Here is a 13,674-nt window from a genome sequence, read left to right as displayed (position 1 = left end):
CTAGAGCCCCCCGGGTCCGAAGGTCGGTGGCAACTGCCGCAGCAAGGTGCTCAGATCTTCCGGGGTGGCGGGGCGTTTCGTGCGGATCGCGTGGTCGCGCAGCAGCGGTTTCAGGCCGGTCACGGTGGCCTCGTCATCGGGCAGGTTGGCGGCGCGCAGCGCTGCGCGCAAACCGGCTGTTCCGGAATGCTTGCCGATGACGATGCGCCGCTCGCGACCGAACCTTTCGGGCGCGCAACGCGGGTCTTCGTAGGTGTCGGCCTGTTTCAGGATCGCGTCCACGTGAATGCCCGCCTCATGGGCAAAGACCATGTCACCGGTAATCGGTTTGGCTTCGGGCAAGGCGCGACCGGACGCGCGCGCGACCGTTTTTGACAAATCGGCAAGCGATGGCAGGTGGATGCCCGTCGCCATGCCGCCCGCTTCCATCGCGGCGGCGACCTCTTCCAAGGCCGCGTTGCCGGCCCGTTCACCAAGGCCATTTACGGTAACCGACAGGTAATCCGCCCCGGCTGTGGCTGCCATGATCGTGTTGGCCGTGGCCATGCCGAAGTCATTGTGCGCGTGGATTTCGATGGGCAAAGCGACGCGTTCGACAAGGTTGCTGACCAACCCATACGTCGCCATCGGGTGCAGGATACCCAGCGTGTCTGCGATGCGATAGCGGATCGCGCCTGCGCGCGCTGCCGTATTGGCCAGATCAACCAGAAAATCGATGTCTGTCCGGCTCGCGTCTTCGGCGCCCACCGACACCTGATACCCACGCTGGGTGGCAAGGCGCACCAGTCGGTCGGTTTCCGACAGGGCCCATAGCCGATCCGCGCGAAGCTTTCCGGCCAGTTGCGCCTCGGAGGTCGGCACTGCGAAATGCACGCGCGTGACCTCGCATCGCGCCGCCATGTCGAGGTCATGTTCGCGCAAGCGGCACCAGACGACCGGCACCGCGTTCCGGATCTCGGATACAATGACCCGGATTTCGGCGACTTCTTCATCGCCCATGGCGGCGATACCGGCTTCTATCTCGGCCACGCCCGCGCTGTCCAGCGCCCGAGCGATGGCACGCTTTTCATCAAGTGAAAACGCCACGCCCGCCGTCTGTTCGCCGTCGCGCAAGGTCGTGTCGCACAGGAACACGCGGCGCGGTGAAGGTGCTGAGGAGGGCGGGGCAGGAGCCATGATCAGAGCAGCCTTACGCGTATTCCGGATTGAAGCCGTCCGGCTGCGCGCCGTCCTCGCTCCAGAACGGAGACATGTCGCGCAGGCCGGAGATGATTTCAGGCATCACCTCAAGCACGCGGTCCACATCGGCATCTGTCGTCTCGCGCGACAGCGAGAAGCGGATCGCGCCATGGGCCGCAGTGAACGGTATGTCCATGGCGCGCAGAACGTGGCTGGGTTCCAGCGACCCGGAGGTGCAGGCCGACCCGGACGACGCAGCAATGCCCGCCTGGTTGAGTTTCAGCAGGATCGCTTCGCCTTCGATGAACTCGAAAGCAACGGTCGCCGTGTTGGGCAACCGGTCAAGCGGGTCGCCGGTGACAAAGCAGTGCCCGATTTGCTGGACCAGACCTTTTTCGAGCCGGTCCCGCAGGCCAGCCATGCGCTTGGCGTCCTCCTGGAGCGTTTCAAGCGCCATCTCCGCAGCGCGGCCCAGGCCAACGATGGCGGGCGCGTTCTCCGTGCCTGCCCTGCGTCCGCGTTCCTGGTGACCGCCGCGCATCAGCGGGCGGAAGCGGGTGCCCTTGCGCAAATAGAGCGCGCCAAGCCCCTTGGGGCCATGGAACTTGTGCGAGGACAAGGAAAGCATGTCGATTTCGGTCGATTTGAGATCGATCGGCAGTTTGCCAACGGCCTGCACGGCGTCGGTGTGAAACAGTGCACCGACCTCGTGGGCCAACTCGGCTAGCCCATCCACCGGAAACACGGTACCGGTCTCGTTGTTGGCCCACATGAAACTGACGACAGCGACCTTTTCCGACAGGGCTTCACGGTATGCCTCGATGTCCAGCCGCCCCTGTTTATCGACCGGGATGCGGTGAACCGTTATGCCTTCGTGCTTTTCCAGCCAGTCACAGAGCGACAGGATAGCGGGGTGTTCTACCGTTGATGTGATGACTTCGGTCCGGCCGGGTTGCACAGCCAGTGCAGATCGTATGGCCGTGTTGTTGGACTCCGATCCACCGGAGGTGAATATGACCTCGTGGTCGAATTCCGCCCCGATCAGGGCTTGCACGGCCTTGCGCGCCTTGCGCAGCGCGCCGCCAACCTCGGACCCGAAGGCATGGATGGACGAGGCATTGCCGAATTGGTCCGAAAAGTAAGGCAGCATCGCCTCAACCACTTCGGGGAAGACGCGCGTCGTGGCGTTGTTGTCGAGATAGACGGGGTCCTGTGTCAGATCTTTCATCGTCCTGATCCTCAGACTTTGGCCACGGGCATGACGCGGATGGACCGGCCAAGTGCCTCGGAGAGTTTCTGTTGAATGCCACCCAGCGTCTGGCTTGCGAGTTGGCAGCCCGAGCACGCGCCGGTGAGATGGACCAGCACCATGGAACCTTCCATGTCGACCAGTTCCACATCCCCGCCGTCGCGGCGGAAGACCGGGCGCAACTTTTCGATGATGCGGGCGGCAACGATGGCCTCCTTGGCCATGCTCATGCCTGTGGAGGCGGGCGCGGCTTCGGCAGCAGGCGCCGTTGCAGGCGCCGGCGCAGGCGATGCCATCACCGGCATGTCGATCTGAACCGGCGCGGAAGGCTGCGCGGGCTGCTGTGGCACCGGGGGCTGGTCAGGGATGATGAACCCCTGTGGTTTCGGCTTTTGCGAAACCGGGGCCGCGCCGAAGATGTAGGCTTCGTCTGCCTTGATCTCGCCTTCGGCCACCATGGCCGCATTGGTGTCGGCCAAAAGTTCTTCGAGCGGTTCGCGGCACGAGTTACAGCCGCCGCCCGCCTTGGTGTAGAAGGTGACCATCTCAAGCGTGGTAAGCTTGTTCGTGCGGATCGCGCGTTCGATCATGCCGGCATCGACGCCGAAGCATTTGCAGATCAGCGCGCCTTCTTCGTGGTCGTCCTCGTCCAGCTCTTCACCGGTGTAGGCCGCGACGGCGGCTTGCAGCGCCTCCTGCCCCATGACAGAGCAATGCATTTTCTCCGGCGGAAGACCTTCGAGGAAATCCGCAATGTCCTGGTTGGTCAGCTTGCGAGCGTCGGTGATCGTTTTCCCGATGATCAGTTCTGTCAGCGCGGACGAGGACGCGATGGCCGAGCCACACCCGAAGGTCTGGAACTTCGCGTCTTCGATGATATCGGTGTCGGGATTGACCTTCAGCATCAGCTTCAGAGCATCCCCGCAGGACAGGCTGCCGACCTCGCCCACGGCGTTGGCATCCGCCAATGCGCCGGCATTCTTGGGGTTGAAGAAGTGTTCTTTGACCTTGTCGCTGTAATCCCACATGGACCGCGTCTCCGTTTAGCAGAAGGATTTGCCGCAGCCGCAGGAGCTGGAGGCGTTGGGGTTGTTGAAAACAAATCCGGAGCCTTCGAGGCCTGAGACGAAATCGATTGTCGTCCCTGACAGGACCGCCTGGCTTTCGGGATCGACAAGAACCCTGACCTCACCCGCGTCGATGACCGCGTCGTCGGACTGCTGTTCGAGTTCGAGCGCCATCCCGTATTTCATCCCGGCGCAGCCGCCGCCCTGCACCATGACGCGCAAGCCCGCCACAGGTTGCCCCGCGCCGTCGATGGCCGCCTTGATAGCGCTGCGGGCGGGTTCGGTAATCTCGATCATGGGGTCACTCCTTGGCTATGGTGCGGGGCATTTGTTGGCCTTTCCATTGCTTCAGCAAAGAACGTGCCAAGTTGTGAAAGGTAATTTTTACAAAGCCTTAAGGTCTTGAGCCCGCGGAGTGACACGACATTGGCACGTTCGCGACATTCGTTTGTGTCGGATCGGCACGCTGAGTATCGGCGCGGGGCGGGGCGCGTCCCTTACGCGTCTTCGTCCTCGTGCGCCTTGATCCTGTCGAGCAGCCAAGCACCGCCAAACCGGTCTGTCGGATCCAGCTTTGCGGCTTTGGACCAGACTGCGGTCGCGCCATCGAGATCGCCCATGCGCGCCAGGCAGTACCCCCAGCCGATCAGCGCCTGCAGGTACAGACCGGGCTGGAAGCGATGTTCTGTGAACGGCGCATCCTGTGCGCTGACCAGCGCCCAGTCCTGCGGGATATTCAGTTGCCGCGCCGTGTGCGCGAGGATGACACGCGCCTCTTCCGCCGCTCTCCTGAAATCATGGGTGTAAAAGTAGAACCGGTAGGCGGCGAGCCGGATATCGATATCAAGGGGGGCATGCCTGGTCGCGCGCGCGATCGTATCGGCGGTTTGCTCGGACCGCGAGATGGCCGCATCGGCACCGGCCAGTAGGGTGTCCGGGTCAATCGGAGGCAAAGCAGTCTGACCGTTCGTCGCAGGCTTCGCAGCTCGGCGACAGGCAAAGCGAAAAGGCTGTGTCCGCGCAGATCTGGCGGTAGAAGAACTTTTTCCAGCGCATGTTGCGTGCGTTTGCTTTTGCGAGGCCTGGAAGGATGCGGGAAATCAGGTCGGACAGCGCAAGGCGCGATGGCAATCCCAGGTCTTCCCAGAGGTGGCGGGGCTCCATCGCGCGCCGGGCAAGGATCGGGGTAAGCCAGCGCGCCTCAGAAGAGGGCAGGCCACTGCGCAAGGCGATCAGGGTTCCGATGGCGCGTTGATCTTCGGGCGCTTCGGGGGCCGGCAGATCAAGGTCCGGCAACCGCGCGTGGGGCGCCCACCGATCCCGCAACTGCGCAATTTGCATCCCGGAGAGGCCCAGCCGTTCCGTCAGAGGCCCACGGCCCGCATCCCGTTCGGCCAAAGCATGATCGAGGATGCAGCAGAAATCAGAGATCGTGCGCATGTCCGGGCAGATGCCCTGGCGGGCGTCAAATCCGGCTTCAATCCAGGGCTGCATGGGTTTGGCAATCCGACGGGCAGACGCGGGCACACGCGCCGCAACCGATGCATTTGTCGGGTGCGACCATGTTCATGACGGATTTAACGATCTCGTCTTCCACGTCGTCGTAGTCTTCGGTTCCCGGTTGAACGAGATCACCATCTTCGGTCAGGCCGAAAAGCGTCATCACGTCACGACCGCAGACCTTGAAGCAGCGACCACAGCCGATGCATTTTTCCGGGTCGATGGCCATAAGGAATTCGGGAACGTATTCCGCACCGCCGCGTGTATAGGCAACCGTTGGCATGGCTAAACCTCGGCGGCGGCTTTCTTGGCCGCCTTGAGCTCTTTGCGCGCGGCTGTGAGCTCCTTGTAAACGTTGAACGTGGCTTCTGCGGTTTCCGGGATCTTCTCGTAGTCCACGGGCAGTTCTTCGGCCAGGTCATGCAGGTTCATCTTGGCGTCGGTGGCACGCATCGACAGTTTCTTGACCTTCTTTTCCAACTCTTCGAGCGTCATCGACTCGTCCTTTCTTGGCTCAGCCGCGGGCCGCAGCCGGGTGTGCATCAATGGTTTCGGCTGCCGAAGCGATGAGCTTTTCGCCGCCTTCGGCCAGCTTTTCCCAGCTTTCGAAGCCGAACCGATGGATGTCGCGCAGGTGTTTTGACACCACAACCAGCTTACCTGCGATCAGAACCACACGGCCAAAGCCTTCATGGGACATTTTCTGCATCTGGCTGGCCATGCAGCCGGTGCGTTTTTCGATCATCAATCCAATGGCATCGTAGAACTTGCTCACACGCCACATCACGTCCGGATCCGGGTCGCCGATGATGGGAATCTCGCGGCGTTCTTCCTTGGTGACGATGAACTCGGCCATGATGTCGGCATCTGTCTTGCCGTCCCATTGTCCATAGCTGTCCTCGGCACGAATGACGGCGGCCAGTTGCTTGAGAAAATCGCTTTCGACCATCTCACCGCCGCGTGGGGTGTTCAGGGTATCGGGTGTCATCAGACGGTCTCCTCAAGGTCATAGTCGTCCATGAAATCGGGTTTTTCGTAGGTGCCGAGGATTTTCCTCAGAAACGGCGGGGGGGTGCCTTGCAGCATGGTCTGCACCTGTGCCAGCACATCGTCGATCACCTCGGGATCCTTGCGCTTGATCGGGTGCACACCCGCGCGCACGAGCTTGGCAGCCGATGGCCCGCCCACGGCAAGTGCGAATAGCAGCGCGCAGTCGTTCAGAGCCTCGACCTTGGGTGTGATCTTGTCATCGACATCGTCATGCTTGCCCTTCTGCTGGGTCACGTTGTCGAATTCGTGCGCCGCGATGAACTGATATCCTGCCGTCCAGACATCATAGACCGCGAACTTCTTGGCCGATCCGAAATGGGCGTTGAGATGCTCCATGTCATTGGTGGCAATTGCCACCCGAAGCGGTTTCTCCTTGGGTCTGGGTCTCTTGTCATCAATGACGCGTAGCGTGCGGGACATGTTCGAACTCCTCTGGAATGGGGGCGGCGCCGAAATCTTGAGGCTGCGCGCGATGATGTTGCGCCTGCATGATGTTGGCGATCTCGTAGTAGAACGCCCGGCTGCCGCGATAACCGACACGGCAGACATCCTGCGCGCCGATACGGTCGAAGATCGGGAAGCCGACGCGCATCAGCGGTTTGTCCAGCGCGGCCGAGACGTGCCGGCCATGCGAATGCGTCAGCACGATGTCGGCTGCATTTGCGCGGGCGCTGCGTTCCAGATCGCCAAGATCCCCCAGAATGACTTCGTCGCACGGCATATGGTCGAAGACGGAACTGTGCTGGGATGTTGTCACGGCGGTCACGATCTTTGCCCCCAGCGAGGTCAACGCGTGGCTCAGGCTGAACATCAGGTCGGGGTCGGCCCCGATCGCGACCTTCACGTCACCGATATGGAAGTGCGCATCGAGCGCGGCATCCATCAGGCGGGCGCGGTCGCGTTTGATCGCCAGCGGTGGGTCCTGAACGCCCGACAGCGCCATGAGAGTGCGTACAAAAGCGTCCGTGGGCTTGAGCCCGGTGACGGTTGGAAATACCCGATACGGCACAAGCGCGCGATCCTCGATCAAGCGCGCGGCCCGCTCCATCTGGTTGCCGATGGCCAGCGTGTAGGCGCTGCGCCCGATCCTTGCGATGTCTTCAACCGGTGTGCCCCCGAGGGACGCGCCCGACCAATCGTCACTTACATGGCCGTCGAGAGAGGTGGAGATATCCGGCAGGATGACCGGCGTCAGCCCGAAAAACCGCACCAGCCGGGAGAGTTCCTCAACATCGGCGGGGGTCAGGTGGCTGCCGGTCAGAAGGTTGACCTGGCGCAGGTCGGTGTCACGTTCGTGCTGGTGCGGCAGAAGCGCGTCGATGATCGCCTCAACCGCCTTCGCCCAACCGTCCTGAAGCGCACCATCGAAGTCCGGGGTGGAGGCATAGACCACCCTGGTGCCCGCAAAATCCGTGCGGCGGTTCAGGATTTCCTTCAACTCGCCCGGCACGTCCTCGCCCCGCGTTTCGGTCAGCGCAGTCGAGGCAATCCCGATGAACTTCGGATCTGCTTTCTTGCGCAGGTTTTCAATCGCCTCTTCGATCTGGTCCGCTCCGCCAAGGATCGTCGAGACCTCGTTCATGGCCGTTGTTTGCAGTGGCACTGCTTCCTTGAAGTGGCGCACCAGATGCACCATCGCGAAGGCAGTGCAGCCCTGGGAGCCGTGAAACAACGGAACGGCTTTCTCGATCCCCAGATAGGCAAGCGCGGCCCCCAGCGGCGCCGAACTTTTCAATGGCATTGTGGACAGAGCACGTTTCGGGTGAACCAGTGTTGCCATGTCAGCAATCCTCGAAATCGGTGGATGACGAGACAAAGCCCGACAGGTCTGCGGATGCGGTAATTGCGCCATCGCGCGGCGGCATCGGGGAGGGCAGGGTCACGGGCCGTGCATGCCCTGCCGGAACGCCGGTGACGGGGCACTCGCCTGAAAGTGGCGGCATGACATTCGGTCCGACAAAGGGCTCGTCCCACGGTGCAGGGTCGCGCAGGTCCGCCCACATCGGATTGTTCACGGCGCGGTCAATCGCGCTGATCAGATCGACCATGCCCATGTAGCCGGCATAGGGTTCGTGTTTCTCCTGGTTCACATCGACCCATGGCATCTTGGCCTTGAGCGCCACGAACTGGCTGCGCCCGCCCGACATCAGAAGATCAGCACCTGCGTCTTTCAGAAGCTTGTACATGTCCTTGGGCGCCATGTTGTCGAACATGTGCTTGTCATCCCCCATGACGTCGATCACGCGGTCCTTGTCCTCGTCGGTGGCCTTGCGCACCGAGGTGCCGATGACCTCCATTCCAAGTTCCTGAAGGGCGGCGACCACGGACCAGGACTTGTGCCCGCCGGTGTAGAGCAGCACCCGCCGCCCTTCGACGCGCGGGCGGAACGGGTCGAGCTCTGCCCAGATCTGCGCTTCTTCTTCTGCGATCAGCGCCTCGCACCGGTCCAGCAGGTCTGCATCCGCACCTTGCTCCACTAGAATGCGGCACATGGTGCGCAGGCTGTCGGACGTGTCGGAGATGCCGTAGAACGACCCTTCGAAGAACGGGATGCCGTAGCGGTCCTCCAGCTTGCGTGCGACGTTGATGAGCGCCTTTGAGCAGACCATCATCGTCACTTTGGCGCGGTGCATCATGGCAACCTGGCTGTAGCGCGCATCGGCCGCCAGCGACCCGAGGATGCGGATGCCCAGCTTGTCGAGCAGGGGTTTCACTTGCCACAACTCACCTGACAGGTTGTAGTCACCGACAATGTTGATGTCGTAGGGCGTGGTGGCGGCGGGTTCCTGCGTGCCGATCACGTGATCCAGCATCGCCTCTCCCGCCAGCTTGTTGCCGAGGTTCTTGGACCCGACATAACCCGGCGCGTCGATCGGGATGCAAGGGGTTCCGAACTTCTCGGTCGCCGCCTTGCAGACTGCGCCGATGTCGTCGCCAATCAGCGCGGGCACACAGGTGGCATAGACGAAGACAGCGGGCGGGTCGTGGGCCTCGATGGTTTCCTTGATCGCCCGGAAGAGCTTTTTCTCACCGAACCCCATGACGATATCAAGCTCGCTCATGTCCGTTGTGAGCCCGACGCGGTAGAGTTCGGAGCCGGAGGAGGCTGCGCCGCGATTGTCCCAACCGTTGCCTTCACACGCGAGGGGCGCGTGGACGAGGTGGGCCACATCGACAATGGGTTGGAGCGCGATCTTGGCGCCATCGAATGCGCACCCGCCCGCAGCCGCTCCGGGTGTCAGCGGCTTGGCGCAGCCTTTTTTGCGCTGTTGCTCCGATTTCGAGATATTCGTGCCACATGCGGGCTCGTTGAACACGTCCTGGATCTTGTCTCGAACTGAGTCGGGCATGCGCGGTCCTCCGGCTGATGTCATGAATTCAGCAAGGAACGTGCCAAGTGTGGGGCCGTGTTTTGGCGGCTCCTGTGACCGCCGAGGTTGGAGATTTGTCGGAATGCCTACAAAGGCAGTTTGCAACTCCCCCATATGCGCGGGTGGAATGTAGACGGAACGGTCAATCGTTGTTCGCGTGGGAAAGTCGGGTTTCAGACTCGGTCCAACGCCTCGGCAAGCTTGTCAGCAAGCAGTTCGGGCTGGTCAACGCTCGCCCAGTGAGTGGCGTTTTCAAGAACGATCCGCTCGATTGGATTGACGTCCAACCACGCAAGAGTGGTCTCTGGGCAGTTCTCCGGATTGTAGAGGTAGACCACGTTACACGACGATTTCAGGACGTCACCCGGCACGTGCCGAGATGAGAAGCGACGCGCATCTGTGCCAAGCTGCCAAAGCGCACGCTGGTCTGCCTCTGAAACGGACTGGTGATAGCGCGCGATGATAGGATCATCTTTCGCCATTTGATCGAGGCGTTTTAGAAACTCGATCCGAAATCTTGCCGGGTCGTCATAATTTGCCGCGGTCCCAGAGAAGTATGCGTCCTCTGCCGTGATATTTCCTTCCAAGGAAAGAATTACCCTGACCGGGCAGTCGGAACGTTGCGCCGCCAGCGAGGCAATGATCGATGCGACCGAATGAGCCACGATAATCTCGGCGCCAACTTCCGTCGCCTTCTCAGCAACGACGTCGGCAAGGGCCTCGAGCGTTGTCCGAGACTTCAGCGGTGGCGCCCCGAAACCGGGAAGGTCAGTTGGAAACAAACGATGCGTTCTGGCAAGATGCGTACCCGAAAGTCCCTCGAACATGCTCGCATTGTCGCCAAATCCAGCGATTAGCAGGATAGCAGGCCGCGTTGCGCCTTTGCGGGCCTTGTCTGAGGCAAGTTTGCATTTCGTGGTCGGCATTGGTCGACACCAGGTTTGTCGCAGCCGACGGTAGCTGCGCTGCCGGGCGTTGTCACGCCGGGGTCAAGCGGTCAGCTGCGCAGGTTTTCAGATGCCGCACAAAGAAAACCGGCAACGCGAGGGAACGCTGCCGGTTGGGTCGCAGGGAGCAGAAAGGCACGCGCCCCCCGCAGCTGGTTTAACGCGTCAGGTCGAAGGAGTAATCCGTCTCACCGGGGACGATCGTATCGTCGTCCAGCTTGTCGAACACCGTATCCAGCAGCTTGACCAGAACCGTCAGCGCGCCCTGGTAGCCCCAGGTCGGGAAGCGGTGGTGGTGGTGACGGTCGAAGATCGGGAACATGAGGCGGATCAGCGGCGTGCCCGTGTCGCGCTCCAGGTACTTGCCGTAGCTGTTGCCGATCAGCATATCCACAGGTTCCGTGTTCAGAAGCGAGCGCATGTGCCACAGGTCCTTCTTGGGCCAGACCTGTGCCTTGGCGCCGAAGGGCGACGTGGCCAGAAGCTCTTTCATCTGTGCTTCCCAGTCCTTGCCGCCATTGGTGGCCAGGCAGTGGATCGGCTCGCCACCCAACTCCATGACGAACTTGGCCATCGCGTAGACGAAGTCAGGGTCGCCATAGATGGCATAGGTCTTGCCATGCAGATGTGCCTGGCTGTCCGCGATTGCGTCCACGAGGCGACCACGCTCAAGGCGGAGGCTTTCGGGGATTTCCTTGCCGGAAAGCTCAGACATCTTCATCAGGAACTCATCCGTGGCCTGAACACCCATCGGGTAGTGCAGGCTTGCGGTGTCCTGGCCCTTGGAAGCGGCGTATTCCAGCGTCTTCGGTGTGCAGTATTCCTGCATCGAGACGGTGGCTTTCGCGTTGACCGCGTCCTCGACGGCTTCGAGCGGGGTGCCGCCATCGTACATGCGGAACTCACCATCCGACGGCGTGTCGTAGACGTCGGACACGTCGCTGAGGAAGGTGTACTCCACACCCATTTCGTCCAGCATCCGCTTGATTTCGCGGTTGTTGGCGACGGCAAACCCGTCAAAGCCCGGGATGATGTTGATCTTCTCGGTCTTGACCGGGTCTTCCACCTTGTCCCAGAAGTTTTTCAGGATGCCCTTTGTCATGTTGTCGTAGCCGTCGACATGGCTACCGACAAAAGCCGGTGTGTGGGCAAACGGTACGTCGAAGTCTTCGGGTACGGAGCCTTTTTCCTTCGACTGGATGATGAACGAGTTCAGGTCATCGCCGATGACCTCGGCCATGCAGGTGGTCGAGACCGCGATCATCTTCGGATCATAGAGCGCCTTGGTATTGGCGAGGCCGTCCACCATGTTCACCAGTCCGCCGAAAACGGCCGCATCTTCGGTCATGGAAGAGGACACGCAGGAGGCCGGTTCCTTGAAGTGGCGGCTCAGGTGCGAGCGGTAGTAAGCCACGCAGCCTTGCGAGCCGTGTACGAAGCTCATGGTCTTCTCGTAGCCTGCGGCGGCGAACACGGCCCCCAGAGGCTGACAGGCTTTCGCCGGGTTCACGGTCAGCGCTTCGCGCGCGAGGTTCTTTTCGCGGTATTCCCAGGATTTCGTCCAGTCGCCGATTTCAGCAACCAGATCGTCGGGATGGCCGCATTCGAATTTGACCTTCTTGTTCTCCAGCATCTCCTTGTATTCAGGTTGCTGAAAGAGCGGTGCATGGTCGAGCACTTTGTCTGCCGATTGGGGCATGGGTCTGATCCTTCTCTTGGCCGTCCGCATTCCGAGACGCACCGGGTTGAGGAATGAAGGGGGATGGGCGCGCACGCCCATCTGGTGTTCGGTTACTCTGCGGCTATGGGCGCAGCGTCGGTATTCCAGGGGGCGTCGTACATGCCCCAGACGGGGTTGTTGATCGCCAGGTCCATGTCGCGGGCGAAGATGGCAAAGCCGTCATAGCCGTGATAGGGGCCCGAGTAGTCCCAGCTGTGCATCTGACGGAACGGGATGCCCATCTTCTGCACCGGGTACTTCTCCTTGATGCCGGAACCCACGAGATCCGGGCGCACCTTCTCGATGAACTTCTCCAGCTCGTAGCCAGTGACGTCATCATAGATCAGCGTGCCTTCTTTCACGTAGTGACCGGTGCGCTTGTAATCGTCGCCATGCCCGAACTCGTAGCCCGTGCCTGCGATGACCATGCCGAGGTCGTCATAAGCCGTGACCACGTGACGGGGGCGCAGGCCACCGACGTAGAGCATCACCGATTTGCCCTCGAGCCGCGGCTTGAACTTGGCGATCACGTCGTCGACCAGTGGCTGGTACTTGGCGATGACCTTTTCGGCATTCTCCTGGATGGTCTCGTCGAAGTTCTTGGCGATGGCGCGCAAGGACGCCGCGATCTGGGTCGGGCCGAAGAAGTTGTATTCCATCCAGCCGATGTCGTACTTCTCTTCCATGTAGCGGCAGATGTAGTTCATCGACCGGTAGCAGTGGATCAGGTTCAGACGGGCCTTGGGCGCGCGTTCAATCTCGGCGAGCGTTGCGTCACCGGACCAGTTGCCGACCACGTTGAGCCCCATTTCCTCGAGAAGAATACGGGAGGCCCAGGCGTCTCCGCCGATGTTGTAGTCACCGATGACGTTCACATCGTAGGGGCCCGGCTCGTAGTCCTTGCCAGCGCCTTCGCCTTTTTCGAAGACCCAGTCCCGGACCGCATCGTTCGCGATGTGGTGACCCAGCGATTGCGACACGCCGCGGAAGCCTTCGCAGCGGACAGGCACCATGGTCTTGTCGTATTCCTTGTTCTTTTCGCGGGCGACAGCTTCGATGTCGTCCCCGATCAGACCAATCGGGCATTCGGACTGGATCGTTGTTCCATTGTTGAGCGGGAAAAGTTCCTCAATCTCGTCAATGGTTTTCGACAACTTCTTGTCGCCGCCGAAGACGATGTCCTTTTCCTGGAAATCGGTGGTGAACTGCATGGTGACGAAGCTGTCCACGCCGGTTTTCCCGATGTAGTAGTTCCGACGCTGGGACCAGGAATACTGACCGCAGCCGACCGGCCCGTGGGAGACGTGGACCATGTCCTTGATCGGTCCCCAGACCACACCTTTGGACCCTGCATATGCACAGCCGCGGATCGTCATGACACCAGGGACCGACTTTACGTTGGACTTCTGCGTGTCACACTTCGAAGCGATACCTGTCGTGGGATCGGCTTCTTCTTCGGTGGGGGCTGCAACGGTCAGGTGCTTGGCGCGCCGTTTCTTTGCTTTGGCCGGGTAGGCGTCGAGGACTTCCTCGATCATCGCCTCATAGTCTTCCGGCCCTGTGTGATCTTTGGCCATCCTTTTGGCTCCTT

Annotated in this window: 15 protein-coding genes; all 15 read right to left on the bottom strand. The window is 61.2% G+C overall.

Going from position 1 to position 13,674, the window contains the following annotated elements:
• Nucleotides 1-1,176 carry a homocitrate synthase gene (gene nifV / locus ACP15N_RS03830; protein WP_425090891.1) on the bottom strand — a complete coding sequence of 392 codons (1,176 nt, stop codon included), beginning with the start codon at nt 1,174-1,176 and terminating at the stop codon, nt 1-3.
• 13 nt (nt 1,177-1,189) lie between these two features.
• Nucleotides 1,190-2,407, bottom strand: coding sequence for a cysteine desulfurase NifS (gene nifS / locus ACP15N_RS03825; protein ID WP_425090890.1), 1,218 nt, complete (start codon nt 2,405-2,407; stop codon nt 1,190-1,192).
• Nucleotides 2,408-2,418: 11 nt separating this feature from the next.
• A complete protein-coding gene (gene nifU, locus ACP15N_RS03820) occupies nt 2,419-3,456 on the bottom strand; it encodes a Fe-S cluster assembly protein NifU (protein WP_425090889.1) in 1,038 nt (345 codons plus the stop codon).
• Nucleotides 3,457-3,471: 15 nt separating this feature from the next.
• The gene (locus tag ACP15N_RS03815) at nt 3,472-3,792 is read right to left on the bottom strand and encodes a HesB/IscA family protein (protein WP_425090888.1); all 321 of its coding nucleotides are present in this window, start codon (nt 3,790-3,792) and stop codon (nt 3,472-3,474) included.
• 200 nt (nt 3,793-3,992) lie between these two features.
• On the bottom strand, nt 3,993-4,448 hold the full coding sequence (locus ACP15N_RS03810; RefSeq protein WP_425090887.1) for a hypothetical protein: 456 nt from the start codon (nt 4,446-4,448) through the stop codon (nt 3,993-3,995).
• Nucleotides 4,435-4,989 carry a nitrogen fixation protein NifQ gene (locus tag ACP15N_RS03805; RefSeq protein ID WP_425090886.1) on the bottom strand — a complete coding sequence of 185 codons (555 nt, stop codon included), beginning with the start codon at nt 4,987-4,989 and terminating at the stop codon, nt 4,435-4,437. Before ACP15N_RS03805 ends, ACP15N_RS03810 begins: the two co-directional genes overlap by 14 nt.
• Nucleotides 4,973-5,278, bottom strand: a complete 306-nt coding sequence (gene fdxB / locus ACP15N_RS03800) for a ferredoxin III, nif-specific (protein WP_425090885.1) — start codon at nt 5,276-5,278, stop codon at nt 4,973-4,975. The genes ACP15N_RS03805 and fdxB overlap by 17 nt, the downstream gene beginning before the upstream one ends.
• A 2-nt stretch (nt 5,279-5,280) precedes the next feature.
• Entirely contained in the window at nt 5,281-5,490 is a 210-nt protein-coding gene (locus ACP15N_RS03795) for a CCE_0567 family metalloprotein (protein WP_425090884.1), read from the bottom strand.
• A 19-nt stretch (nt 5,491-5,509) separates the two neighbouring features.
• On the bottom strand, nt 5,510-5,983 hold the full coding sequence (locus tag ACP15N_RS03790; protein ID WP_425090883.1) for a NifX-associated nitrogen fixation protein: 474 nt from the start codon (nt 5,981-5,983) through the stop codon (nt 5,510-5,512).
• The gene (nifX, locus tag ACP15N_RS03785; RefSeq protein ID WP_425090882.1) at nt 5,983-6,465 is read right to left on the bottom strand and encodes a nitrogen fixation protein NifX; all 483 of its coding nucleotides are present in this window, start codon (nt 6,463-6,465) and stop codon (nt 5,983-5,985) included. The genes ACP15N_RS03790 and nifX overlap by 1 nt, the downstream gene beginning before the upstream one ends.
• The gene (gene nifN / locus ACP15N_RS03780) at nt 6,440-7,825 is read right to left on the bottom strand and encodes a nitrogenase iron-molybdenum cofactor biosynthesis protein NifN (RefSeq protein ID WP_425090881.1); all 1,386 of its coding nucleotides are present in this window, start codon (nt 7,823-7,825) and stop codon (nt 6,440-6,442) included. Before nifN ends, nifX begins: the two co-directional genes overlap by 26 nt.
• Before the next feature lies 1 nt (nt 7,826).
• Nucleotides 7,827-9,395, bottom strand: coding sequence for a nitrogenase iron-molybdenum cofactor biosynthesis protein NifE (nifE, locus tag ACP15N_RS03775; RefSeq protein WP_425090880.1), 1,569 nt, complete (start codon nt 9,393-9,395; stop codon nt 7,827-7,829).
• A 194-nt stretch (nt 9,396-9,589) separates the two neighbouring features.
• Nucleotides 9,590-10,342 carry an alpha/beta fold hydrolase gene (locus ACP15N_RS03770; protein WP_425090879.1) on the bottom strand — a complete coding sequence of 251 codons (753 nt, stop codon included), beginning with the start codon at nt 10,340-10,342 and terminating at the stop codon, nt 9,590-9,592.
• A 178-nt stretch (nt 10,343-10,520) separates the two neighbouring features.
• The gene (gene nifK, locus ACP15N_RS03765) at nt 10,521-12,062 is read right to left on the bottom strand and encodes a nitrogenase molybdenum-iron protein subunit beta (RefSeq protein ID WP_425090878.1); all 1,542 of its coding nucleotides are present in this window, start codon (nt 12,060-12,062) and stop codon (nt 10,521-10,523) included.
• Nucleotides 12,063-12,154: 92 nt separating this feature from the next.
• Nucleotides 12,155-13,660 carry a nitrogenase molybdenum-iron protein alpha chain gene (nifD, locus tag ACP15N_RS03760; protein ID WP_425090877.1) on the bottom strand — a complete coding sequence of 502 codons (1,506 nt, stop codon included), beginning with the start codon at nt 13,658-13,660 and terminating at the stop codon, nt 12,155-12,157.
• Between the last annotated feature and the right edge of the window lie 14 nt (nt 13,661-13,674).

The organism is Tropicimonas sp. S265A, from assembly GCF_049800835.1.
Classification (GTDB): domain Bacteria; phylum Pseudomonadota; class Alphaproteobacteria; order Rhodobacterales; family Rhodobacteraceae; genus Dinoroseobacter.
This window is presented reverse-complemented; position numbering and strand designations above follow the sequence as displayed.